The 23,082-nt window shown below is 66.5% G+C and carries 22 protein-coding genes, 8 pseudogenes and 1 riboswitch; of the genes and pseudogenes, 18 read left to right on the top strand and 12 right to left on the bottom strand.

What is annotated here, in order from left to right; genetic code table 11:
• Positions 1-169 precede the first annotated feature (169 nt).
• The 3 genes and pseudogenes from G205_RS07685 to G205_RS07675 form a co-directional block, all read right to left on the bottom strand.
• Positions 170-628 (bottom strand): universal stress protein, encoded by a 459-nt coding sequence (locus G205_RS07685; RefSeq protein ID WP_009357476.1) that lies wholly within the window; start codon positions 626-628, stop codon positions 170-172.
• Positions 625-2,115, bottom strand: coding sequence for a DUF4389 domain-containing protein (locus tag G205_RS07680; RefSeq protein WP_009357475.1), 1,491 nt, complete (start codon positions 2,113-2,115; stop codon positions 625-627). The genes G205_RS07685 and G205_RS07680 overlap by 4 nt, the downstream gene beginning before the upstream one ends.
• Before the next feature lie 15 nt (positions 2,116-2,130).
• Positions 2,131-2,995: pseudogene (locus G205_RS07675) on the bottom strand (universal stress protein).
• A 215-nt stretch (positions 2,996-3,210) separates the two neighbouring features.
• On the opposite strand from G205_RS07675, the gene G205_RS07670 reads away from it, so the two are divergent.
• From G205_RS07670 to G205_RS07660, 3 genes are all read left to right on the top strand, one after another.
• The gene (locus G205_RS07670; RefSeq protein ID WP_009357474.1) at positions 3,211-4,056 is read left to right on the top strand and encodes a hypothetical protein; all 846 of its coding nucleotides are present in this window, start codon (positions 3,211-3,213) and stop codon (positions 4,054-4,056) included.
• A gap of 184 nt (positions 4,057-4,240) precedes the next feature.
• Positions 4,241-4,453 (top strand): hypothetical protein, encoded by a 213-nt coding sequence (locus tag G205_RS07665; RefSeq protein WP_009357473.1) that lies wholly within the window; start codon positions 4,241-4,243, stop codon positions 4,451-4,453.
• A gap of 88 nt (positions 4,454-4,541) precedes the next feature.
• Positions 4,542-4,973, top strand: a complete 432-nt coding sequence (locus G205_RS07660) for a hypothetical protein (RefSeq protein ID WP_009357472.1) — start codon at positions 4,542-4,544, stop codon at positions 4,971-4,973.
• 101 nt (positions 4,974-5,074) lie between these two features.
• Here G205_RS07660 and G205_RS22605 read toward each other — a convergent pair whose 3' ends face one another.
• Positions 5,075-5,230 (bottom strand): hypothetical protein, encoded by a 156-nt coding sequence (locus G205_RS22605; RefSeq protein WP_235046816.1) that lies wholly within the window; start codon positions 5,228-5,230, stop codon positions 5,075-5,077.
• Between the two features lie 85 nt (positions 5,231-5,315).
• Here G205_RS22605 and G205_RS07655 point away from each other — a divergent pair, with 85 nt between their 5' ends.
• The 3 genes and pseudogenes from G205_RS07655 to G205_RS07645 all read left to right on the top strand — a co-directional run bounded on the left by G205_RS07655 (position 5,316) and on the right by G205_RS07645 (position 9,171).
• On the top strand, positions 5,316-6,263 hold the full coding sequence (locus tag G205_RS07655) for a ribonuclease Z (RefSeq protein WP_035752365.1): 948 nt from the start codon (positions 5,316-5,318) through the stop codon (positions 6,261-6,263).
• A pseudogene (locus G205_RS07650) lies at positions 6,260-7,701 on the top strand (APC family permease). Before G205_RS07655 ends, G205_RS07650 begins: the two are co-directional and overlap by 4 nt.
• A pseudogene (locus G205_RS07645) lies at positions 7,698-9,171 on the top strand (protein adenylyltransferase SelO). The pseudogenes G205_RS07650 and G205_RS07645 overlap by 4 nt, the downstream one beginning before the upstream one ends.
• 121 nt (positions 9,172-9,292) lie before the next feature.
• On the opposite strand, the gene G205_RS23730 reads toward G205_RS07645, so the two are convergent.
• Together G205_RS23730 and G205_RS07640 are read right to left on the bottom strand one after the other, a co-directional pair.
• Positions 9,293-9,532, bottom strand: a complete 240-nt coding sequence (locus G205_RS23730) for an NlpC/P60 family protein (protein ID WP_338058402.1) — start codon at positions 9,530-9,532, stop codon at positions 9,293-9,295.
• Entirely contained in the window at positions 9,421-10,077 is a 657-nt protein-coding gene (locus G205_RS07640; RefSeq protein ID WP_338058401.1) for a LysM peptidoglycan-binding domain-containing protein, read from the bottom strand. Before G205_RS07640 ends, G205_RS23730 begins: the two co-directional genes overlap by 112 nt.
• A 69-nt stretch (positions 10,078-10,146) precedes the next feature.
• Positions 10,147-10,322: riboswitch (cyclic di-AMP (ydaO/yuaA leader) on the bottom strand.
• A 280-nt stretch (positions 10,323-10,602) separates the two neighbouring features.
• On the opposite strand from G205_RS07640, the gene G205_RS07635 reads away from it, so the two are divergent.
• Genes G205_RS07635 through G205_RS07620 form a run of 4 tightly spaced genes read left to right on the top strand, consistent with a single transcriptional unit; the run spans position 10,603 to position 13,336 of the window.
• Positions 10,603-11,982: an aggregation-promoting factor C-terminal-like domain-containing protein gene (locus G205_RS07635; RefSeq protein ID WP_009357470.1), complete on the top strand. Its 1,380-nt coding sequence runs from the start codon at positions 10,603-10,605 to the stop codon at positions 11,980-11,982.
• A complete protein-coding gene (locus tag G205_RS07630; protein WP_035752362.1) occupies positions 11,969-12,325 on the top strand; it encodes a TraR/DksA family transcriptional regulator in 357 nt (118 codons plus the stop codon). The genes G205_RS07635 and G205_RS07630 overlap by 14 nt, the downstream gene beginning before the upstream one ends.
• Positions 12,322-12,909 (top strand): DNA alkylation repair protein, encoded by a 588-nt coding sequence (locus G205_RS07625; RefSeq protein WP_009357468.1) that lies wholly within the window; start codon positions 12,322-12,324, stop codon positions 12,907-12,909. Before G205_RS07630 ends, G205_RS07625 begins: the two co-directional genes overlap by 4 nt.
• The gene (locus G205_RS07620) at positions 12,893-13,336 is read left to right on the top strand and encodes a DUF1810 domain-containing protein (RefSeq protein WP_009357467.1); all 444 of its coding nucleotides are present in this window, start codon (positions 12,893-12,895) and stop codon (positions 13,334-13,336) included. Before G205_RS07625 ends, G205_RS07620 begins: the two co-directional genes overlap by 17 nt.
• Before the next feature lie 3 nt (positions 13,337-13,339).
• Here the strand turns inward: G205_RS07620 and G205_RS07615 are convergent, their stop codons facing one another.
• Together G205_RS07615 and G205_RS07610 are read right to left on the bottom strand one after the other, a co-directional pair.
• Complete coding sequence (locus G205_RS07615) at positions 13,340-14,233, bottom strand: glucose 1-dehydrogenase (RefSeq protein WP_009357466.1); 894 nt, start codon at positions 14,231-14,233, stop codon at positions 13,340-13,342.
• 92 nt (positions 14,234-14,325) lie between these two features.
• Positions 14,326-14,832 (bottom strand): metallophosphoesterase family protein, encoded by a 507-nt coding sequence (locus G205_RS07610; protein WP_009357465.1) that lies wholly within the window; start codon positions 14,830-14,832, stop codon positions 14,326-14,328.
• Positions 14,833-14,905: 73 nt separating this feature from the next.
• On the opposite strand from G205_RS07610, the gene G205_RS07605 reads away from it, so the two are divergent.
• Positions 14,906-15,097 (top strand): DUF1918 domain-containing protein, encoded by a 192-nt coding sequence (locus G205_RS07605; RefSeq protein ID WP_009357464.1) that lies wholly within the window; start codon positions 14,906-14,908, stop codon positions 15,095-15,097.
• A 49-nt stretch (positions 15,098-15,146) separates the two neighbouring features.
• A complete protein-coding gene (locus G205_RS07600) occupies positions 15,147-15,677 on the top strand; it encodes an NUDIX domain-containing protein (protein WP_009357463.1) in 531 nt (176 codons plus the stop codon).
• Here G205_RS07600 and G205_RS07595 read toward each other — a convergent pair.
• Positions 15,674-16,350: pseudogene (locus G205_RS07595) on the bottom strand (endonuclease/exonuclease/phosphatase family protein). The gene G205_RS07600 and the pseudogene G205_RS07595 overlap by 4 nt on opposite strands.
• Positions 16,351-16,525: 175 nt before the next feature.
• Between G205_RS07595 and G205_RS07590 the strand changes: the two are divergent.
• From G205_RS07590 to G205_RS07575, 4 genes and pseudogenes are all read left to right on the top strand, one after another.
• Positions 16,526-17,328 (top strand): annotated as a pseudogene (locus tag G205_RS07590) (thioesterase family protein).
• A gap of 85 nt (positions 17,329-17,413) precedes the next feature.
• Entirely contained in the window at positions 17,414-17,959 is a 546-nt protein-coding gene (locus G205_RS07585; protein WP_009357461.1) for a PadR family transcriptional regulator, read from the top strand.
• 182 nt (positions 17,960-18,141) lie between these two features.
• Positions 18,142-19,676 (top strand): annotated as a pseudogene (locus G205_RS07580) (ABC1 kinase family protein).
• A gap of 69 nt (positions 19,677-19,745) precedes the next feature.
• The gene (locus G205_RS07575) at positions 19,746-20,519 is read left to right on the top strand and encodes a lipoate--protein ligase family protein (protein WP_009357460.1); all 774 of its coding nucleotides are present in this window, start codon (positions 19,746-19,748) and stop codon (positions 20,517-20,519) included.
• A gap of 33 nt (positions 20,520-20,552) precedes the next feature.
• Here G205_RS07575 and G205_RS07570 read toward each other — a convergent pair whose 3' ends face one another.
• The gene (locus G205_RS07570) at positions 20,553-20,810 is read right to left on the bottom strand and encodes a mycoredoxin (RefSeq protein WP_009357459.1); all 258 of its coding nucleotides are present in this window, start codon (positions 20,808-20,810) and stop codon (positions 20,553-20,555) included.
• Between the two features lie 148 nt (positions 20,811-20,958).
• On the opposite strand from G205_RS07570, the pseudogene G205_RS07565 reads away from it, so the two are divergent.
• Positions 20,959-21,701: pseudogene (locus G205_RS07565) on the top strand (SOS response-associated peptidase).
• Between the two features lie 25 nt (positions 21,702-21,726).
• On the opposite strand, the gene G205_RS07560 reads toward G205_RS07565, so the two are convergent.
• Positions 21,727-22,149, bottom strand: coding sequence for a VOC family protein (locus G205_RS07560; RefSeq protein ID WP_035752358.1), 423 nt, complete (start codon positions 22,147-22,149; stop codon positions 21,727-21,729).
• Positions 22,150-22,168: 19 nt separating this feature from the next.
• Here G205_RS07560 and G205_RS07555 point away from each other — a divergent pair, with 19 nt between their 5' ends.
• Positions 22,169-22,489: a chorismate mutase gene (locus G205_RS07555; protein ID WP_035752355.1), complete on the top strand. Its 321-nt coding sequence runs from the start codon at positions 22,169-22,171 to the stop codon at positions 22,487-22,489.
• Between the two features lie 64 nt (positions 22,490-22,553).
• Here the strand turns inward: G205_RS07555 and G205_RS07550 are convergent.
• Positions 22,554-22,942, bottom strand: a pseudogene (locus G205_RS07550) (hypothetical protein).
• Positions 22,943-23,082 lie beyond the last annotated feature (140 nt).

Below are 23,082 nucleotides of genomic sequence, written 5' to 3'. Positions count from 1 at the left end.
GCGGGCTCGGGGCTCTCCGCGGGGCGCTGCAGCAGGACGGCCAGGACGACGGCGACGAGCACCAGGGCGGCTACGAGTGCAATGGCTGCCGTCCGGCGTCGTCCATTTCCCGGCAGCGGATCCGTCGGCCCGCTGCCGGTCGCATCCGGCCTGCTCACGGCATTCCCCTTCAGGACTTGTTGTGGTCTGTTTCAGGCGTGTGGACCACCAGGACCGGGCAGTGGGCATGGGACACGAGGGCCGAACTGACGGATCCGAGCAGCATGCCCCCGAAACCTCCGTGGCCCCGCCGTCCGACCACCACCATGTCCGCGTCCCTGCTGGCTTCGATCAGTGACTCGCGCGGGTGCCCCCGGACGAGGCCCACCACGACGTTCGACGGCGTCTCCGGGCCGAAGGCTTTTGTCACCGCCTCGTCAAGGATCTGCCCGGCGCGTTCCTCGAAGCCTTCGATGCCCACCATGACGTAGCCGGCGTACACCTGGGGGTAGTCCCAGTAGGCGGTGGCGAGGACCTTGGCGCCAAGGGGCAGCGCCAGGCGCTGGGCCTGCCGGAGCGCCTCCACGGAGGGCTCTGACCCGTCCACGCCCACGAGAATCCGGGCAAATGGTGTTTCCGCTGTGCTCATTTCAGCTCCTCATGTGGCGGCGGTGGTCCCTCGTATCTTGTCGCGGCCGTTGCCGGAGGGGTAGGGCCGAAGGTCCGCCTGGCGTTCCCTGGTTCCTGGTCAAGGGGTCCCTGGTCGAGCCGGAAGGGCGGGTATTCATCACGCATCAAGGCCGTGTAGGCCATGACGCGGTAGATCCAGCGGTTGATCCCGAGTATCAGGTCGAACAGCGGGCGCTGGTAGCGGCCGGTAAAGAGCAGCGCCACCACTGCCACCAGGACCAGGATTCCCAGCAGGGACAGGCCGGTACCCCGTTCATACGTGGTTCCGAGGTCTTCGGTGTCTGCCGGCCAGGTCCAGGTGGTGCCGGCCAGGGCGGCAACGATCAGCAGGTGCGGAATGGACAGGAGCCACCACTTGACGAGGACGAGGCCGCGGGAAAGGCGTTCAGGGTAGTCCACCTCGAAGTCCGCCGGATAGGCCGTGCGTGCCAGGGTGAAGGGCGGGTAGAGGTCGGTGCCTGCTGCGGCGTAGGCGTAGAAGGCCACCCTCCAGTTCCAGCGCATGACCCCGACGTTGAAGTCGAACAGGGCCCGCGGATAGCGGCCGGTGAACAGGATGGCGAACCCGGCCACGACGGTGGTCACGAGGAACGCGAACCACAGGAAGACCAGGACGATGAAGTGCGGGATGGCCAGGAACCACTTCACCAGCCACATGGCCCGTGACAAGGCGGGATCCAGCTCCCCAATGAGCCGAGCGGGATACGGGGCGCTGTCCCGTGCCTCCGGATTCATAGGCGCTTGTGGTGGAAGTACCGCTGCGCCCGGAGGACCGGCGTGCCGCCCGAGTCCCACCGCCCCCAGGATCAGCAGGGGGATGCCGATGGCGAGTGCGACTGCGCCTCCCACCAGCAGGCCGGTGGCCGCAGGCCGGATCAGATCTGAACGGAAGCCGGCCTGCACCTGCGCGTCGACGCCGGTGCTGCCGTCGGCATTCATGATGACTATCGCCCAGCTTCCCGCAGCCAAGTCCCAAGTCAGCTCCTGTTCGCCGGCACCCGCAACGGATGCGCTCCAGAACTGTTGCTCCCGGGGAGGTGCCGGCGAGCCGGTGCCGGGAACGTCACGGTACTCCGCCCGGAAGGGCCGGCTGTCCACCTCGAGGAGCTCGGAGTGGTGCACGCCGGAAAGATATCGCTCAACATCTTCCTGGGGAGCAATCCCCAGGAAGATTTCCCTGCCGGGGTCAACGGAGGATGCGCGCAACCTGAGTGTGCCGACGTCGAAAGGCAGCCGGGGTGGGACGCCCTCGCCCACGGCATCGATTCTTGGCGAGGTCAGGGCGTGGGAGCCCACCGAGAGCCGGGCGGTGCCGGAGGTGAGGTATCCGTCGCCCTGGACGGATCCCACCACTGAGGCAACCACCCCCGCAGCCAGGACGGTGGCCCCGGCGATCGAGGCAAGGATGCCGAGAATGAGCAGGATGACTGCGGGGGTCTTCTTCATGGTGCCGGTCCAGGCCTAGGCCTTGTTCCTGGCGGCCTGGATCCTGGTAATGACCGTGGGGCACGGCAGGTGCTTCAGGACGCCGTGGGCTGTGGATCCGAGGAGAAGGCGCTTGATGCCGCCCCTGCCGCGGCTGCCTACCACCAGCAGCCTGGCTCCGGCGGCGGCATCCACCAGGCGTCCACGGGGGTCTTTTCGGTCTCGAGGATCTGATGGACTTTCAGGTCCGGGTAGTCTTCCTCAAGCCCGGCTACTGTTTCGGAAAGGACTACCCGTTCTTCCTGCACGATCAGCTCCGCCAGAGTGGTGGACGACAGTCCGGCATCCACGATTGGATCGGGTGTTCGCACCGCGTAGACCACCGTGAGCTCCTCACCCTCCCGGTCAGCCTCTGCGGCCGCAAAGCTGACGGCGAGGGTCGCTTCCTTGGAACCGTCAACGCCCACCACCACGCCGGAGCGGCCGTTGAGATCCTGCGTCCCTACCACGGCAACCGGGACTTTGGCGGTGGCGGCAACCTGGAGTGCCCGGTCGGCCAGGACGCCGCCAAGGTGCCCGGTCCCCGAGCCCACGACCAGCATTGATGCCTTGCCGGAATATTTGGCGAGCGCTCCGCCAACGCTTCCGTTGAGGAGCCGGGTGGTGACGGGAACCTGGAAGGTGCCCCGGATCCGTCCGGCGGCCACCTGCAGGAGCTTGTCGCCGGCCTCTTCCAGCACCCCAAACCAGGGGTAGGGATCTGCCACCCAGCGGTCGTCTACGACGTGGAGAATCACCAGCGGGACATTCGCCCGCTGGGCCCGGCGGGCTGCCCACAGGACGGCCGCCTGGCTTTGGCCGAGTCGTTGGTGCCTACGGCGATTGGTTTATGGATTGTCATGGCCGTGCTTCCTCGTCTTGTGCGGTGCTGGACACGTTTAACACTCCCGCCCGGGGGCCGCGGATTGTAGGGCCAAAGGTCACGGGCGCGGAGGCGGCCGACCGTGGATATGGAGGGGACCTAAGGCCCTTGGGGGACCCCGGGTTCCAGTGCGAGCCTGTGGAATAAGCCGCGAACAAAGAGGCGCCCACGGGCCACCTCCGGGGAAGGCACAGATGCTCCATCACATCAGGCTCCACAGGACGCTTTGGGCGCTGACCGCCGTCCTCACCCTGCCGGTTGCGGCGGCAGGCGCCGCGCGTCCGGAAATCTATGCCGGGATTGTCAGCAGTAACATCCTGCCCGGGGCATTTTCCCAGGACTTGCTCTCAGTGGCAGCCGGGCTTGGCCTCGGCTATCTTGCCGTCGCGGCCGGACCCGGGAAGACCAGGCACCACATCGCAGCACTGGGGATCCTGGGCTACCTTTTCTACGCGTACGGGATTTATGTGATTGAACGGGCCTACAACGGCCTCTACCTGGCCTACATGGGCATCTTCGCCTTGGCCTTCTGGTGCATGGTCCTGGCGGGCGCGCACTTCAGGCGCGATCTGACCCCACCGGCCCTCCCGAAGGGTATCCGCTTGCTCTCGGCCTCGGGCGCGATCCTCCAGCCGCTGATCTTCTACCCACTGTGGATCGCGATGCTCCTGCCCCTGATGAACAGCGGAGAGCAGATCGATTCCCTCTACTCGATCTTCATCCTGGATCTGTGCTTCATCATGCCCGGCTTCCTGATCCTGTCCGTCCTGACCTTCAGGAACCGCGCCGTGGGGCTTCTGCTTTTACCCGCACTCCACGTGCTGGGTTTCATCCTGATCTTTTCCCTCGCAATCGGAGAACTGGCCAAGCCGCTTTTCGGTGTCCCGCTCAGCCCGCCGGCGCTGTGGCCCCCGCTGGCTCTGTCGCTGCTGTTCCTGGTGCTCGGGATCCTGCATCTGGCCAAGCTCAGGCCGGGCTCGGCCGCACCGGGGGATGCTTCCACCCCGGGAGGCAGGCGCGTACTCTGGGATGACCGTTAGGAAGTAAGCGGCCCGGATGCATTGGGTGATTTTCCCCAGCCCCTCGGAGGAATGCCTGGCAGCCGCTCGAACCCGCACCACCTCTCGGATCCACGAATCACGCGCGGCCCTTCCCGTCTGGCGTTTTCCCATTTAAACGGCTCACGCCTCCCTGACTTTCGACAACTTAAGATGAGGAGTTCCCATGGACCCTGGGGCGCTTCTGGCGCTGGTTGGAGGCTATATCACTGCCGCCATCGGCGTTTTCCTGCTGTACTCGCCGGTCCTTGTCCTGGTGGTCTGGCTGCTCCTCCTCGCAGGGCTGCTGCAGCTGCTGGCGTGGCCCTTTATCATCCTGTTCCGCAAACTGCGCAGGAAGCCGGAACCCCCTTCGGACGGATCCTGGTTGCTGCACTGATCCATGGGGAAAGACCCGGTTCACATCCCGCCCTTTTCATCAGTATGCTTACTATTGTTCGCCCGGAGTTCAAGAGAAAGGCATCACCATGACTGAACAGAACCTCCCCGATGACAACCTCGAGGTGGTCGAGGAAAATGATGTGCTCCTGGATGAAACCCCCGGCGCCGCTGCGTCCTTTGAGCTGGATCCCGTCAAGGGGGAGCCGGACAGCTACCCGGGCGCCGCGGAGAACAATCCGGACCGCTGGCAGGAGGATCCGCTTCTCCAAGGAGAGACTGTTTCGGGTGAAGAAGAGGATTTCCTGAGTGACCAGACGCTCCGCGACGAGACGGCGGACGCCCGGTACAACGCAGGCGATGAGCAAGTGCCGCCGGATGCGCCCACCCTCGGTGAAGCCGTGGCGGACGTCGACTTCGGCGAAAACCCGGCCGGGCCCGAGGCCGAGGCAAGTGACGATACCGAGAACTTCGGAGGGTCGCCGCTCAGCGAGTTCGACCCCGAGGACCTGGAGCGCTGACAGCAGGCGGGGGCCAGCACGCCCTGGCCGAAAACGGGATCACGGCTAGACTAATAAGCAGGCTGATGAATATCAGTTGGTAGATCAGGACTTAGGGAGTTTCACATGAACTTGGGAAGCATGATCAGGAATGCCGCTGGACGATTCACGGGCAGGACCGGCACCAGCGGAACAGTCCGCGGTACCGGGATGAACGCCGCCAGGCGGACGCCGCACGCAACGGGCGGCAGGACCGGCGGCATGGCCCACAAAATCATGGGAATGCTCCGGCGGCACTAAAACCACGAAACCAGGAAGCAGGTCCCGGATACGTCCGGAACCTGCTTTTTGGTCCTTCAGAGCATGCGTGAACTCGTCATCCTCGGCACCGCGTCCCAGGTGCCCACCCGCGCCAGGAACCACAATGGGTACCTGCTGCGCTGGGATGGCGAGGGCCTGCTGTTCGATCCGGGCGAAGGAACGCAGCGGCAAATGATCCACGCGGGTGTTCCGGCAACCCACATCACGCGTATCTGCCTCACCCACGTCCATGGCGACCACTGTTACGGCCTTCCCGGCGTGCTGTCCAGGCTGGCCCTCGACGGCGTGCGGCATCCCGTCCACCTGCACTATCCGGCCGCAGGCGAGGATGTGGTCCGTGCCCTGGTCTCGATCAGTTCGCCCGGCATCGATCTGCGCCTGCACCCCCACGGCAAAGCGGGAATCATCGCCGACGGGCTTGAGGTCCGGCCGCTGAAGCACCGCATCGATACCTTTGGCTACCGGCTTGTGGAACCGGACGGCCGGACCCTGCTGCCCGACCGGCTGGCGGCGGCGGGCATCGCAGGACCCGACGTCGGCCGCCTGCAGCGCGAGGGCACGCTCAACGGCGTCAACCTCGAGGCCGTGAGCATCCACCGGCCCGGCCAGCGTTTCGCATTCGTCATGGACACCGCGCCGTGCGCCGGTGCTGAGGAACTGGCCGACGGCGCCGACCTCCTGGTTGCCGAATCAACCTTCAGCGATGACGACGCCGGCCTGGCGCAGCAATACCGCCACCTCACCGCCGGGCAAGCGGGGGAGCTGGCGTCGCACGCCGGTGCCCGTGCCTTGGTACTGACGCATTTTTCATCCCGCTATGGCGACGACGCCACCATGCTTGCTGCCCAGGCATCCGCACGCGCCGGCGCCGCCGCCGTCATGGCCGCTTCAGACCTGCAGCACATTCCCTTTCCGCAGCGGCGCAGCCCCCGCGCCGACCTGGCACACCAGGCAGTCCACCACCTGACCCGGCAAGGAGGCCGACAATGAGCGCCACGTCCGAGGAAGTCGACGGCGTCACACCTGCGGGCGGGGAGCCCGAGCTGAAACGGGTCCTGGGCCCGAAACTCCTCCTGCTCTTCATCGTGGGGGACATTCTTGGCGCCGGTGTCTACGCCGTCACCGGCACCATGGCCGGAACGGTGGGCGGCATCGTCTGGCTGCCGTTCCTCCTGGCTTTCGTGGTGGCGACGCTGACGGCGTTTTCCTACCTCGAACTGGTCACGCAGTATCCCCAGGCGGCGGGCGCTGCCCTGTACACGCACAAAGCCTTCGGCATCCACTTCGTCACGTTCCTGGTGGCCTTCGCAGTGGTCTGCTCCGGCATCACCAGCGCCTCCACCTCAGCCAACGTCCTGGCACAGAATTTCTTCGGCGGGCTGGAAATCAACGGAGTCATGGGTGATCCCGGCCAGGGCGTCATTACGGCCGTCGCCCTGGCATTCATGCTCCTGCTGGCCGCCATCAACCTGCGGGGCGTGGGGGAGAGCGTCAAGTTCAACGTGGTGCTCACCCTGGTGGAAATGGTGGCGCTAAGCATCGTGATCGGCGTCGGGTTCTTCGTCATGGCCCAGGGCACGGGCAACCCCGGCGGGATCTTCGTCTTCAACGACTACCAGGACAAAGGCCTGTTCCTCGCCGTCACCGCCGCCACCTCCATCGCATTCTTCGCCATGGTGGGTTTTGAGGACTCGGTGAACATGGTGGAGGAAACCCGCCAGCCCGAAAAGATCTTCCCCCGGACCATGCTGACCGGCCTCGGCATCGCCGTGCTGCTGTACATGCTGGTTGCCGTGTCCGTGGTCAGTGTCCTCTCGCCCACCGAACTGGAGGGCATCCGCGAAGCCGAAGGCGCCGCACTGCTCGAGGTGGTGCACAAGGGCTCACCGGACTTTCCCATCGACCGGATCTTCCCGTTCCTGGCCGTCTTCGCCGTGGCCAATACGGCACTGATCAACATGCTCATGGCCAGCCGGCTGATCTACGGCCTGGCCCGCCAGCAGGTCCTGCCGCATCCCCTGGGCAAGGTCCTGCCGGTCCGCCGCACCCCGTGGGCGGGCATTGCCTTCTCCACCGTCCTTGCCCTGGGCTCATCCTCTACGTGACCAGCGATCCGGAAAGCAACATTGTCGCCAACCTTTCCGGCACAACGGCGTTCCTGCTGCTGTGCGTCTTCACCGTCGTCAACGTGGCGTGCCTGGTGCTGCGGAGGAAACGGGATCCGAACCGGAAAGTCTTCTTCACCTCGCCCGGACCCCTGCCCCTGGTCGCAGCCATCCTTTGCGCCTTCCTGGCCGGGCCGTGGGTGGGACGGAACGTGATCCAGTACCAGATAGCCGGCGGACTGATGGCCATCGGCGTGGTCCTCTGGCTCGCCACCTGGCTGATCAACCGCCGGACCAACCGCGGGGATAGGGTTAACCCATGACTGCAGCTGCAGAATCAACCGTCACTTTCGACAGCCGCTTCGCCAGCGAACTGGCAGATATGGCAGTTCCCTGGCAGGCGGAGGAAGCCCCGGAGCCCCGGCTCCTGGTCTTCAACGACGCCCTCGCGGAAGAACTCGGGCTGGATGCCAGCTACCTGCGCAGCCCGGAAGCGTGCGGTTGCTGCTGGGCAACCACGTGCCGGAAGGGGCCGCTCCGGTGGCCCAGGCCTACGCCGGCCACCAGTTCGGCGGCTACTCACCCCTCCTCGGGGACGGACGCGCCCTCCTGCTCGGCGAAATCGTGGACGCCAACGGCCGCCTGCGCGATATCCACCTCAAAGGCTCGGGCCGCACACCGTTCGCGCGGGCAGGGGACGGCCGTGCCGTCGTCGGGCCCATGCTCCGTGAATACCTCGTCAGTGAGGCAATGCACGCGATGGGCATTCCCACCACCAGGTCGCTCGCCGTCGTCGGCACCGGACGCATGGTGCGCCGGGACGACATGCTGCCCGGGGCGGTCCTGGCCAGGGTGGCCGGCAGCCACCTGCGGGTGGGAAGTTTCCAGTACGCGCGGGCCACGGACAACCTCGAGCTGCTGCGCCGCCTGGCGGACCACGCCATCAGCCGGCATTACCCTGCCGCCGCCGAGGCAGACAATCCCTATCTTGCGCTGTTCCGGGCGGTGGTGTCGGCCCAGGCTGCGCTCGTGGCGCAATGGATGCTGGTGGGCTTCGTCCACGGCGTGATGAACACGGACAACATGACCATTTCCGGCGAGACCATCGACTACGGCCCCTGCGCATTCATGGACGACTTCAACCCGGCCGCCGTTTACAGTTCCATTGATGTGGGCGGGCGGTACGCCTATGCCAACCAGCCGGTCATCGCCGAATGGAACCTGGCCCGCCTCGCCGAGTCGATCCTCCCGCTGATCAACGAGGACCAGGAGCAGGCTGTCGCTCCCGCCGTGGAGGCGCTGGGCGAATTCCGCGGGCAGTACAGCGATGCGTGGTTCAACGGAATGCAGGCCAAGCTGGGCCTGCCGGCCGTCCCCGCGGGAAGCCTGAAGCCGAAGCGGCGTCCGAACTGGTGGACGGCGTGGTAGCGATCCTGAAGGACGGCCCCGTGGACTACACCCGGTTCTTCCGCTACCTGGGCGAAGCGGCGCGCGGAAATGAACGGCCGGTCCGCGGCATGGTCATGGACCTCGCGGCATTTGATGCCTGGGCCGGCCGCTGGCGGTCCATGAAACCGGACGCGGACCGGATGGACCGGCTAAACCCCGTGTACATTCCGCGGAACCACCTGGTGGAAGAGGCCCTGGCTGCAGCCACCGGGGGCGACCTGGAGCCACTGAACAGGCTCCTGGAAGCAGTGCGTGCCCCCTATGAAGAGCGTCCCGGCCTGGAACGCTACGCCGAAGGGGCCCCGGAAGACTTCGGCAAGTACATGACGTTCTGCGGTACGTGACAGAAAGAGCCGGACTCTGCCGGAAGCACATTAACGGGCAAGGGCGGCGGCCGGGAGTTCCCGGCCGCCGCCCTTGTCTCTGTACTGCGTCTGTTGCGGCTGCTTCAGCTGCGCCGGGTGACTAGGCTACCCGGACGAAGGAAGCTCCACTGAGCCAGCTGATGGAGTGGACTTCGGTCTTGTAGCCGTCCACGCCGCCGCTGACAACCTGGCCGTCGCCGGCGTAGACGCCCACGTGGCCGGCAGTGATCACCAGGTCGCCGGGGGCGGGGGTGCCCACGGTGGTGCCGTACTGGTAGAACTGGCCGGGAGCCAGGTCACCGACGGACAGGCCAACGGAGCGCAGTGCCTTCTCCACCATGGCGGTGCAGTCCTGCTGCACGCCCAGCTGGCTGTAGGCGGAAGCAGGATGGCTGCGCCGGTGCCGGTGCCGGTGGCGGCCGGGGCGGGAGCCGGGGCCGGGGCAACGGCGGCGGAGGCGTAGTTCACGGTGGTTCCGGTGCTCGCCAGGGCCGGTGCGGCCGGAGCAGGCGCAGCAGCAGGTGCCACGTAGCCGGCGCCCGGAATGGTGATCTGGTCACCGGGGTAGATGATGGTGGAAATATCCAGGCCGTTGGCGGCCAGCACGTCGTTCAGGCTGACGCCATGTGCAGCCGAGATGGCACCCAGGGTATCGCCGGAGACCACGGTGTAGACGTTGCCGGCGGCGGGGGCTGCGGCAGCGGGAGCAGCCACGGCAGCGGCCGGAGCGCTGTACGCCTGGACGCTAGCGGTTTCGGTGGTGTCCGGGCCGGTCACGCCAGCGTGGGCGGGAGCTCCAACACCGAACGCAATGCCGGACGCAGCGGCAACTGCGAGCACCGGACGGCTGAGCGTCCGGGCCTGGGACTTTGCGGAAGCAGCCAAGCCCTGGAGCGCGATTGAGCGGGCCGGAGTCGCGCGGTGACGGGCGGTAGGAAAATTTTTTGACACGTGTGATCGCCTCTCCCATGCCTGCGGGGTGAGCTGTCGGGTTCGGGTTGGAGATACCCGGCCGAAGGGCGACCGCCCGTAATGGACGAAGGCGCTGTCGACTTAACCCCAAGGCCACAAATGGCCGTGGAAACTTGGTTCCCCCGTCCCTGCCAGCTGGAAAGCGGTTGAATCCCGTATCAGTGGCAGGGCTCGGCATACTGATGGGAATGTCCCGTTTTGGGAGGGACACCTGAAGACCATAACCCGGCCCCGGAGCAATTGTCACGTTTGGGTAACATCCGAGGCGCTTCTATCATATTAAGCAAATGTTTGGAGTTTCATACCACATCCGGTTGACCTCGGGTGATACCGAGCGTCCGGCGCGGCCTGTTATTTGTGTCACAAAATCATAAAGACAAAGCAGGCTGGCGGTCCTAACCCTCAACCTCGCATTGAAACCCGATAGGCTTCGGAACTATGCGCCTGATCGGAAGCATGCTGATGCCCCCGCTGCTGGGAGGGGTGCTGGCCCTCGCCCTGGCCGGCCCGTCCGCCCTGCTTCCGGCGTCCGCGGACGACGCCCCGCCGGGCGGGTATCCCTCGTGGGAGGACGTGCAGAAAGCGCAGCAGTCGGAAGCCGGCAAGGCGGCCGAAATCGAGAAGATCACAGGCCTGCTGCAAGGCCTGCAATCCGAATCCGAAACGCTCGGGGCAGCCGCCGTCGTATCTGCGGCCGATTATGCACTGGCCGACGCCGCCCTGCAGTCCGCAACAACGAGGGTGGATGCCCTTGCCGGCCAGGCTGCCGAGGCAAATGCGGAGTTGCAGCGGCATCAGCAGGCGATTGGTGCGCTGGCCGCCAGGTCGTACAAAACCGGCGGAACCACCATGGGACTCTTTGTGGCACTGGAAGCCCTTGAGAACAACAGCATTCACGGGCTCAATGTGGTTGAAGTCGTGGGAGCCAAGACCGCGGACCTGGTCAGCCGGGCGGAGGCCGCGGGAAAGGCCACCGCTGCCCTGGCGGAGCAGGAAAAGGCCGCCCGGGCGGAGCGTGAACGCCTGTCCGGAGAGGCGAAGGCCAAACTGGACGCTGCCCGTTCCGCCCAGGACGCGGTGGCCCGCCAGGTCGCCGAAGAGCAGCGGCGCAGCGGAGAGTTGACCGCCCAGCTGGCATCCCTCAAGGGCACGACGGCGGCGCTTGAGGGCGAATACCGGCAAGGCCGGGCGGCGCTTGCGGCCTATGAGGCGGCGCAGGCAGCCAAACGCGCCGCTGCCGAGGAGCAGGCCCGCCGGCAGGCGGCTGCAGATGCCGCCCTTGCCGCTGCGCAAAAGCCTCCCGCACCGCCAAACCCGGCCCAGGCGGTACCGGTGCCAGTGAACCCCCCGCCGGTAAATCCGGCACCGGTCAACACCAACCCGGCCCCGGCGGACCCCGGCCCCGTCGCCCCTGCGCCGGCAAGCCCCGCCCCGCCTGCCGTCGTCGTGCCCTCCGTGCCGGGTGGCGCTGTCAACGATCCCGCCGCAGCCAAAAGCTATGCCTCCGGCCGCCTCGCGTCCTATGGATGGGGGCAGGACCAGTTCCTCTGCCTCGCCCAGCTCTGGACGAAGGAATCCAACTGGCTGACCACTGCCACCAACCCCTACTCCGGAGCCTATGGAATTCCGCAGGCCCTGCCGCCCGGCAAGCTGGGAAGCGCCGGCAGCGACTGGCTCACCAGCTACCGCACCCAGATCGAGTGGGGGCTGGGGTATATCCCGGGACCGCTACCGGACACCCTGCGCGGCGTGGGACCACTCCGTGGCCAGGAACTGGTACTGAGGGGCGCGCTAGGCTTTCTCCATGCCAGATTTTGAGCGGTTCCGGGTGCTGCTTGAGGAGGAGCGGAAGCGGAAGGCTGCGCTGCTTCCGGACCTCCGCGCGGACATCGCCTCGGCCAGTTCGGCCCGGCTCGATTCAAATGTCGACGACGAGCACGATCCCGAGGGTGCCACAATCGCCTTCGAACTGTCCCAGGCGTCCGCACTCCTGAAGCAGAGCGCCGCCGGCCTGGACCAGGTGGAGGCCGCCCTCGCCCGGCTGGACGCCGGAACCTACGGCACGTGCGCCGTATGCGGCGAAGCCATCGCCGAGGGCAGGCTGGAAGCCCGGCCGTGGACCCCGTTCTGCATCACCCACGCCGGGGCGGGCCGGCGATGAGCGCAGGGCCGGACGTCGTTGACGCGGCAGCGGAGTTCATCGACCGTACCCTGCAGAATGAGGGCTCCTGGTATCGCGCGGACGACGCCGCCGCCCGGCTGGGCGGGATCCTCGCCTCCTACGGTTCCTCCGTGGGCGCTGTCCGGGGAACCGTCCGTGATGCGCTCCGGAAATTCAAGGTTTTGGACCATGATGACGTCGTCCAGCTGGCCTCCGCCCTCTGGGGCCGGCCCAGGCCAGGCGCCAGGCCGGTCTTCGAGCGGCGGCTGGCAGCCGTGGTGCTGCTCCAGGCCAAGGCCGCCTGGCTGCGCCACTCGGACCTGACCCGGATCGAGGGGTTCCTCCGCTCCGCCTCCACGGCGGAACTCGAGGGACCCCTGGTGGCCGATGTCGTGGCGCCGCTGCTTGCCGGGCTGCCGGAGCGGGACCGGCAGCGCGCCGGCGTGGTGCTGGCCCGCTGGGCCGAGGATCCGCACGGCAGCCTGCGGCAGGCGGCGGCAGTGCTTGGGCAGCCGCCAAGCGCCGGCTTCCCGCCCGGGCGCAAGACCCCACAAGAAGGAGACATCCATGAACGATCCCTATGACCTTGGACGCTTCGTCGCTGCACAGGACAGTGGCGGGACGTATGAGCGGGCCCTGGCCGAACTTCAACTCGGTGGCAAGCGGGGCCACTGGATGTGGTTCATCTTTCCGCAGATCGCAGGGCTGGGACAGAGTGCCACCTCCCGGAAGTATGCGATCAGGTCACTGGACGAAGCCCGGGGATACCTTGAGCACGACGTACTGGGCCCGCGCCTGCTGGAGTGCGCACAGGCCCTCACCAACCATGCCGGGCGCGCCGCAGAGGACATCCTGGGCGGCATTGACGCCCGCAAGCTGCAGTCGTCCATGACGCTGTTCCTCCGCGCCGCACCCGGCGAAACAGTGTTCAAAACCGTTCTTGCACAGTTTTTCGACGGCCAGCCCGACCAGGCCACCGATGAATTGCTCGCCGGGCAGGACCAGGCCTAGGACCTATGGGGTGGGGCTGCCGCCGTTGACGTTCAGCGTCTCGCCCAGCACGAAGCTGGACTCGGGCGAGGCCAGGAACACGTAGGCCGGCGCGAGTTCTGCGGGCTGGCCGGCGCGGCCCAGGGGAGTGGACTGCCCGAATTCCGGCAGGTCCTCCTTGGGCTGGCCACTGCTGACCTGCAGCGGTGTCCAGATGGGGCCCGGCGCAACGGCGTTGACACGGATCCCCTTGGGAGCGAGCTGCTGGGCCAGGCCCTTGGTGAAGTTGTTGATGCTGGCCTTGGTGGTGGCGTAGTCCACCAGCGTCGGTGAGGGGTTGTAGGCCTGCACCGACGTGGTGTTGATGATGGTGGACCCTGCAGGCATGTGCGGAAGGGCTGCCTTGGTCAGCCAGAACATGGCGTAGACATTGGTCTTCAGCGTGTGGTCAAACTGCTCGTCGGTGATGTCCGCGAGGTCCTCCTGGGCCACCTGCTTTCCGGCGTTGTTGACCAGGATGTCCACACCGCCCAGGACTGCCACGGCGGTGTCCACCACGTCACGGCAGGCTGACGGGTCCTTGAGGTCCCCGGGCACCTTCACGGCCTTCCTGCCTGCGGCTTCGATAATGCCTGCGATCCTGGCAGCGTCCTCCTCCTCCTGCGGCAGGTAGGACATGACGACGTCGGCCCCCTCCCGGGCGAACGCGATGGCCGCGGCGGCACCGATGCCCGAGTCCGCGCCGGTGACGATTGCCTTCCGGCCTTCGAGCCGCCCCGTGCCGCGGTAGGTTTCCTCGCCGAGGTCCGCCTTGGGCATCAGCTCCGCGTCCAGCCCCGGTTCGGGCTGGTGCTGCTTCGGCGGGGAAATGTGCTCGTAGGCGGTGACCGGGTTCCGGAAGGTGTACTGGTCTGTCATGGTGGTCCTCCTGCTGGTGGAACGATTCCAGGAAAGCTAAGCATGCTTACCGTTCCAGCCTAGGCAACCGGAGGCCGGCTGCCAACCCGGAACTACTCCCGCGTGACCTCGACCAGGCGCACCTCCGCCAGCCGGCCGGCGTCGATAATTGCCGTCATGTACGTGCAGGCGGGCTGGCGCCGGCGGTCCGTGGGCGAGCCGGGGTTGAGCAGCCGCAGGCCAGCAGGGGAGGTGGCGTCCCAGGGGATATGGCTGTGCCCGAAGACCAAGACGTCCGCGTCCGGATAGAGCGCCTCGCACCGCAGCTCGCGCCCCTTTGCCTGCCCGGTCTCGTGGACCATGGCAAACCGGACGCCATCCAGGGTGATGCGCGCGGTTTCAGGGAGCCGGGCGCGCAGATCCGGCCCGTCATTGTTCCCGTAGACGCCCACCAGCGAACGGCTGCGTTCCTGGAATTTGTCCAGCACCTCCGCCTGCACCCAGTCCCCGGCGTGGAAGACCACATCCGCGCTTTCGACGGCGGCCCATACCTTGGCGGGCAGGTCCTTGGCCCGCTTGGGAATGTGCGTATCAGCAACCAGGACGATGTTCAGCGGCATAGGGAAATCCTGCCACGCGGGGCCTGTTCCGGTTCCCGGGAGAGTCGTAATCTGGGGGCTGGAGGTGATTGCCATGGAGGCAGCGCAGGGCGACCGCATTATCGTCCACGGCCGGCATGTTGGATCCACGGACCGACACGGAGTGATCCTGGAAGTGCGGGGACAGGACGGAACCCCGCCTTACCTGGTCCGCTTTGATGACGGGCACGAGACCATCATGTATCCCGGCGGTGATTTCGCCGTCGAACGCGCGCACGGCAACTGACGTCCGCGGATACTGGGCCCGGGCGTGATGCACCTGTCAGACTGGGCTGATGGATCATTCTCTGGCTTCCGCAGCGTCCGCCACCCCGCCCGTCCGCACGGGTCCCCGGGATCCGGGCGACGCCTGGGTGGAAGGGGACCGCGGGCGCTTCTGGGGCCGGTTCGGCGCTGCCGGCGTGCTGGCCTACGATCCGGCGAAGGGTGTGCTGCTGCAGCACCGGGCGTTCTGGAGCCATAACGGCGGAACGTGGGGGCTCCCGGGCGGAGCCCTCCACCAGGGCGAGGAGCCCGTGGCCGGCGCGCTCCGGGAGGCCTGGGAAGAGGCGGCGGTCCCGCCGGAGGGTGTGGACGTGCTGTTCACCTCTGTCCTGGACCTGGGCTACTGGTCCTACACCACGGTGGTGGTCCTGGTGCGCGAGCCCTTCGACCCGGTCATCAGCGATCCTGAGAGCATCGAATTGCTGTGGATCCCGCTCGATGCGGTGGAGCAGAAGGAACTGCATCCCGGTTTCGCGGCCGCCTGGCCCGGCCTGAGGCGGCGGCTCGCTGCCGCCGGCCCCGATCGCGGCGGCGCTTCCTAGTAGTCCGGACCGTATTCCGCCGTGACCAGGATGGGCAGGTGGTCCGAGTTGCCGCGCGGCAGCGTCTCCACGCTCTGGATGTCCAGGCCCAGGGATGTGGCAAAGTCGAAGTGGCCCTTGAAGACCTTGTACCGGGTGTAGGTGCGCCGGTTGCTGAGGGAGAGGGCATACCCGGAGTTCTTCATGTGGATGTCCAGGTTCTTCGTGAAGAACGGGTAGTTGAAGTCACCCACCATCAGCGTCATCAGGCCCCTGCCCATGCTGAGGAGTTCGGCATGGGCGGCGTGGATCTGCTTGCGCCGGAGCGAGTTGGAGGCGGTGAGCGGCGCCGCGTGGAACGAGCCGATGACCAGTTCGTGCTGGGTGTCGTTGTCCATCACCCGCACGCCGATCAGCCGTTCGTGCGCCGGTGCCAGGACCTGTCATGCATCGACTTTTTCAGCGCGAAGGATTGGGTATCGAGCGCGGTGAAGCGGCTGGTGCGGTAGTAGACGGCGAGGCCCAGCCGGTTTCCCTTGGTGACGTGCGCCAGGTGCAGCGGGCCCAGCGTTTCAGGGAGGTCGCTGGCGTCCACCTCCTGGAGGCAGAGGGCATCGACGTCATGGTTCCTGGCCAGGGCGAGAAGCTCGCCGCTGGCCTTGTGTTTGCGGAGGTTGTAGCTGATGACGCGCATGGAATACCTCGTTTCGAGGTCGCTGACAGGACCAGTTCCTGAGTCTAGTCCGCTGGCTTCATCCAGACTCAATCATTTCGCCGGCACAGCATTTCGCGCCGGACCGCTGCTGCGGTGTTGCGCCAGCCGTTAGAGTTAGTGGCAATTCACTGAAGTTCTCTGCGAAAGGCCAGCGTTGACTGACGAGTTCCCCGGGCTTGCCGAAGGCAACGCCTATTACCAGGTCCTGGGCGGCGGCCACTTCCGATCCACCATCCATGCGCAGGCGCCTGGAACGCCCACGAACAGCACATGGCGCCCGCCTCCGGGCTCCTGGCCGAAGCCCTTGAACGCCACCAGCCGCGGGCGGATATGCGGATGGCCCGGCTCAGCTACGAGATCCTGGGCCTGATCCCGGGCGGGGAATTCCACATCGAGACCTCCACGCTAAGGCCAGGGAAGACCATCGAACTGCTGCAGGCGGAGTTGGTGGCTGCGGGCCGGACAGCAATCCGGGCAACAGCCTGGCGGATGATCACCAGCGACACTGCTGAAGTCGCCGCCGTCGAGGATTCCGCCATCCCGGGTCCGGACGACTGCAAGCCTTACGACGGTTCGGCCGTCTGGCCGGGTGGCTACATCAGGTCCCTGGAAATGCGTGTTGCCGAAGGGCACCGGCCGGGCGCCGGCAAAGTGTGGCTTCGCACCGACCACCCGCTCACGGACCGGGAGGACAGCAGCGACCTGGCCCGCCTGATGGGCCTGGTGGACACCGCCAACGGCATCGCTGCCCGGGTTCCGCCGGGCAAGGACAGCTTCGCCTTTCCCAACCTGGACCTGCAGATCCACATGTACCGGCGGCCCGAAGGCGAGTGGCTGGGGCTGGACAACGCGGTGTCCTTCGGCCGGGACGGGATCGGTTTGACGTCCACGGTCCTGCATGACCGGATGGGCCCGTTCGGGCGCGCCGAACAGATCCTGACGCTGCGCCGGACGTGACCTGCTGATGATGGTCCTTTAGGAGGCCCTGGACGTATCGTTAAGTATCGTTGTATATCGTTCGCATGCTCCAGAGGAGACCAGCATGAATGGATCGTTCCCGGCTTACGGATTCGGCGGCAGCAGCAATATCGACGGGCTGTGGCAGGCCGTGGAGGAGCTGCGTTCACGGTTCGAGAAACGCGCCGGCACCCGTGCCGGCAAGGGCGAGGTGCGGGCGGCGGTGCTGGCCCTGCTCGCAGAGCGTCCCATGCACGGCTACCAGATCATCCGCGAAATCGAGGAGCGCAGCGGCGGCAACTGGAAGCCGAGCGCAGGCTCCGTGTACCCCACACTCCAGTTGCTGGCCGACGAGGGCGTGATCAGGGCCGAGGAATCGAACGGCCGGAAAATCTACACCCTCACGGAAGCCGGCCGGGAAGAGGTGGCCCGCGACCACCTGTCGGAGCCGTGGAGCGCCGGCGGGCCTGCCGCCGGGGCGGGTTTCGCCTCCCTGCCCCGGGCAGGCGTTGAGCTCGCCCAGGCGGCCGCGCAGGTGGGGCGGACAGGATCACCGGAACAGGTGAAACAGGCCGTGGCCGTACTGGACGAGGCGCGGCGCCGGATGTACTCCATCCTCGCCCAGGACTGACGCAGGTGCCCCCGCTCCGCCACGACCTGCTCAACCCTGTATCCGGCGCGGGAAACACCAGTGCCCGGTACCGGCGGATCCTCCGGTTCGCCGCGTGGAACCTGGCGTCGATCTGGTGGTTCGAGCTCTTCCTGCCCCGGATCGGGCTGGCGCGGGCCGCGGAGCGGACCCGCTCCCGGCGGATGCAGCGCTTCGCCCGACGCTTCCACCTGCTCGCGGTGGACCTCGGTGGCCTGATGATCAAGGTGGGCCAGTTCCTGTCGTCCCGGCTGGACGTGCTGCCCCCGGAAATTACCGACGAGCTCGAGGGCCTGCAGGACGAGGTCCCGCCGGTTCCGTTCGCCGCCCTGCGCACGCTTGCTGAATCCGAACTCGGCTGCCCGCTGGAGCGGGTATTCGCCGTGTTCGAGGAGACTCCGATTGCGGCAGCATCACTGGGCCAGGCGCACCGCGCACGGCTCCTTCCGGAGTTCGCCGAGGAGGCCGGGCTGAAGGACGTGGTGGTGAAGGTGCAGCGTCCGGGCATCGACGTGATTGTCGCCGTCGACCTTGCCGCGCTGCGCAGGGTGGGCGGGTGGCTCAGCCGCTTCCGCCTCATTTCGGACCGGGCGGACGTCCCGGCCCTGGTGGAGGAATTCGCGCAGACCAGCCACGAGGAGATCGACTATCTTCACGAGGCCGCCAATTCGGAGCGGTTCGCGTCTGATTTCGACGGCGACGCCCGCGTTCAGGTGCCCCAGCCGTCTGGGAACAAAGCACCCGCCGTGTCCTCACCCTGGAGGACGTCACGGCCATCAAGGTCACCGACGTCGCTGCGCTCCGGGCGGCCGGGATCGATCCGGCGGAGGTGGCTCCGGTCTTCGCCGCGGTCATGTTCGACCAGCTGTTCACCAACGGCTTCTTCCACGCCGACCCGCATCCGGGCAACATTTTCGTCACCCCCGTGCATGGCGGCAGCGGTGAAAAACCGTGGAAACTGACGTTCATCGATTTCGGCATGACGGGTGAGGTCACGGCTTCCACCCGCAGCGGCCTGCGCAAGCTCCTGATCGCTGCCGCAGCGCGTGACGGCAAGGGACTGGTGGCAGCCATCAGGGACGTGGGCGTCCTGATACCCGCGGCCGACACGGTGGAGCTGGAGAGGGCCATGACCCAGCTCTTCGCCAGGTTCGGGGGCATGGGATTCGCCGAGCTCCGGGAAGTGGATCCCCGTGAATTCCGTGATTTTGCGGTGGAGTTCGGCGACCTGGTCCGGTCGCTGCCGTTCCAGCTGCCCGAGAACTTCCTGCTGATCATCCGCGCCATGTCACTGACCTCGGGGGTGTGCAGTTCCCTGGATCCGAAGTTCAACCTGTGGGACTCGGTGGAACCCTATGCCGCCCGCTTGCTGCGGGACGAGCGAGGCAACCTGGTGCAGGACGCTGCTCGGCAGGCGCTGGACGCCGCCGGCCTGGTGCTTCGGCTGCCCGGGCGGGTGGACGGTTTCCTGACCCGGGCCGAAGAGGGGAACCTCTCCGTTGCCAACCCCCGCCTTGAACGCCAGGTGGCCCGGCTGGAGCGGACGGCGCGGCGGACGGCCTCGGTCCTCGTGTTTGCCGCCCTGCTGGTGGCGGGCGCGTTGGTCCGTGCTGACGATGCCGGGCTGGGGAATGCCCTGATGCTTGCCTCGGTGGTCCCGCTGCTGGCCGGCCTGTGGGTCGGCCGCCGCGGGCTGTGAACAATGTGGCAGGCGACGGCGTAACCTAGGGTTGGCCTGTCCGCCGGCAGTCCAACCAGGAACTGCGGAATGACCATAAGGGAGCCCGGCACCATGCACCACCCCGTTCAGGAAACGCGCACACTGACTGTGGTGCGGCAGGAAGTTTCGCTGGGAGCGGGGCGGGACCTGGAATTCGGGCTGGAGCTCCTGGCAAAGGCCAGGTCGGGACAGATCGGTCCGACCCTTCGGCTTTACCGTCCCGCTCCCACCGTGGCGTTCGGCCAGCGGGACACCCGCCTGCCGGGGTTCGAAGCAGCGGCCCTTGCCTGCCGTGACAACGGCTTTGAACCGCTGGTCCGCCGGGCCGGCGGACGCGCAGCCGCCTACCATCAGGGCACCCTGGTGGTGGACCACATCGAGCCGGATGCCGATGCGATTGCCGGCTCCAAAACCCGCTTCGGGTACTTCGGGGAATTGTTCGCCCAGGCCCTGCAGTCCGTCGGTGTCCACGCCGCCGTGGGGGAAATCCCGGGGGAATACTGCCCGGGCGAGTTCAGCGTCCACGGGTCATACCCGGCCGATTCCTCCCGCCGGATCAAGCTCGTGGGCACCGCCCAGCGGGTCGTGGCGGGCGGCTGGCTCTTCAGCTCGGTGATCGTGGTGGAAAACTCCGCCCCGATCCGGAAAGTCCTGACGGACAGTTACGCGGCCCTGGGGCTTGAATGGGATCCGGCCACAGCGGGCGCCGTCGAAGACCTGGTGCCCGGTACCACCGTCCAGGCCGTTGAGGACGCGCTGCTGCAAACGTATGCGGGCCATGCCGCCCTGGAGTCCGCTTCCTTCAGCAGCCTGGGGGCATGACCCGCATCGAAAAGTGTGTGCGGCCGGCCGTGCCTATGCCGCCAGGCGCGCCTTGACCTCGGCTGCCGACGGGTTGGTTGCTGCCGAACCGTCCGGGAACAGGACCGTGGGAACGGTGCGGTTGCCGCCGTTCAGCTGCTCCACGAGTTCGGCGGTGCCATCCACTTCCTCGATGTTGATCTCCGTGTAGCCGATGCCCTGCGCATCCAGCTGCTTCTTCAGCCGGTTGCAGTAGCCGCACCAGGTGGTGGAGAACATGGTGATGGTGCCGGATTCGGGAGTGAAATCCACAGGGGTCTCCTCTGTGTCGATGTAGGGTTCCGTTCCTGTCAACGGTAGCGTGCCTGCGCCTATTCCCGTGCGCCCGCAGCTGCCGGACGGCCCGGATGACAGCAGATGTCGCCGATGGCATGCTGGAGCCATGTGTGGACGCTATGTGATGGCACGCGCCGTGGGGGGCCTCCTGGCGGAATTCGACGCCGAGCTGGAGGATGAGGTGAGCATTCCGCCGTCGTGGAATGTGGCGCCCACCGACGACGTCCCCATTGTCCTGGAACGGCTGGTGGATGACGGGCCGGAGCGCAGGCAGGTCCGGCAGCTGCATGTGGCCCGCTGGGGCCTTGTCCCTTCGTGGGCGAAGGACCCGGGAATCGGCTCGCGGATGATCAATGCCAGGAGCGAATCCGTGCTGGAGAAGCCCGCGTTCCGGAAGGCCGTCCAGTCGCGCCGCTGTGCAGTCCCGGCGGACGGCTACTACGAATGGAAGCAGGGCCCGGGGAAGGCCAAGCAGCCCTACTACGTGCATCCCGGGGAAAACAGGGGGCTGGTCTTTGCCGGCCTCTACGAATGGTGGCGGGACCCCTCCGTGCCGGCCGGCGAGCCGGGGCAGTGGATGCTTTCCACTTCCATCCTGACAACTGACACACCGCCGCCGGGATCAGAGTCGACAGTGTTCGGGAAGCTGACAGCGCTGCACGACCGGGTTCCGCTGCCCATGGACAAGGCCACCATGCAGGCCTGGCTGGACCCGGAAGCTGATGATGCGGCCGGCTGGTGGATCTGGTGCGGTCCGGCGTCAAGGATGTTGCTGCGGACTGGCTCGTGGAGTCCGTGGGCAAGGAAGTGGGCAACGTGCGCAACAACGGCCCGGATCTGATCCGGCCCGTGGAGGCACTGTTCTAGCAGGCCCGCCCTGCCGGGGGACCGGTCAAACGGTGACTGTGCCGGCGTCGTCCACTGCCCAGGTGGGGTTGTACGCCACTTCCCAGCGGAATCCGTCCGGGTCGGCAAAATAGCCGCTGTAGCCGCCCCACGGCTGGGTCACCGGTTCGGCGACGACGGCGGCGCCCGCTGCTGCCGCCTCGGCCATCACCTGGTCCACTTCCTCCGTGCTGCCAAGGTTGTGGCTCAGGGTGATGCTGGGGACCGGGCCGGGGGCGCTGACGCCGGCTTCCGCCTGCATCTGGCCCGCGTCCCAGAGTGAGAGCACCAGGCCATGGTTGACCTGGATGAACACCACGTCCCCGGGAACCTCCTTGTGGACCGGCCAGCCCAGGCCATCCACGTAGAACGCCCTGGACGCTGGAACGCTGCGGACGCCCAATGAAATGAAGTCGACTCTTGGCTGCATGCTTCGATACTGTCAGACGATGGCAACTATTCAAGGAAACGATCGGGACGCTTTGGCCGATAAGAAACAGCTCGCTGCCGTCCGGGTTGCTGTGGATGAGGTGGATGACCAGATTGTCACCCTCATCGCCCGCCGCGAACGGCTGATCCGCATCGCCGGCACCCTGAAGGGCGACGACGCGGAGGTCCGTGCGCCCGACCGCGTGGAACGGATCATCGAACACGTCCGCTCGGCGGCTGAGAAGAAGGACATTGACCCGGACATCGTGGAATCCACGTACCGGGCCATGATCTCGGGCTTTATTGAACTCGAGATGCGGGTCCACAAAGAATCCAGCTGACCGCCCGCGCCAGGGCAAAAAAAGTCCGGGCAAGAAAAACCCCGGGCAACAAAAAGAGGAAGCCTTACAGGGCTTCCTCTACCGGGACGCCGTGCTGGAACTCCCGGCCGTCCGCCTCGCTGAAGGCGGAGATGACATGCCCCTGGCCGAGTCCATTGATGGCGGCCTTGGGGAAATGCCCGGTGATGGTGCTGTCGGAGTGGGTTACGCCGGACAGGTCATAGTTCTCCTCGACCCCCTGTTCGCGGTTGAACGAGTAGAAGGCAATGGCCTCCCCGTTCATGAACTCGATGCACAGCCGCCGCTGCGACGAATAATCCGGGGTGGCACCGACCAGTCCCACCACGTATGCGCCGGATCCGGGAATAGTGCCGTCGATATCGAAGGTGGCCACGAGGTGGAGTCCTGTGCTTTGAGGCTTGCCTGCTTGAGGAGTGCGTCTTGGGTATCCATGGCTCCATCCTGCTCCCTGCTTTACGCTCCGTCCACCCCCTTGTCCGGTAACGGCGGGGAAGCCCTGCTGCCCATTTCTATGCATCAGGCTGAACCCGGCGTAGACTTGAACTGTTCGAACACATATTCGAATAGGGTCA

Source organism: Arthrobacter nitrophenolicus (genome assembly GCF_000332815.1).
Classification (GTDB): domain Bacteria; phylum Actinomycetota; class Actinomycetes; order Actinomycetales; family Micrococcaceae; genus Arthrobacter; species Arthrobacter nitrophenolicus.
Note: the sequence above shows the minus strand (reverse complement) of the source record. Positions and strands in the feature narration are given on the sequence as shown.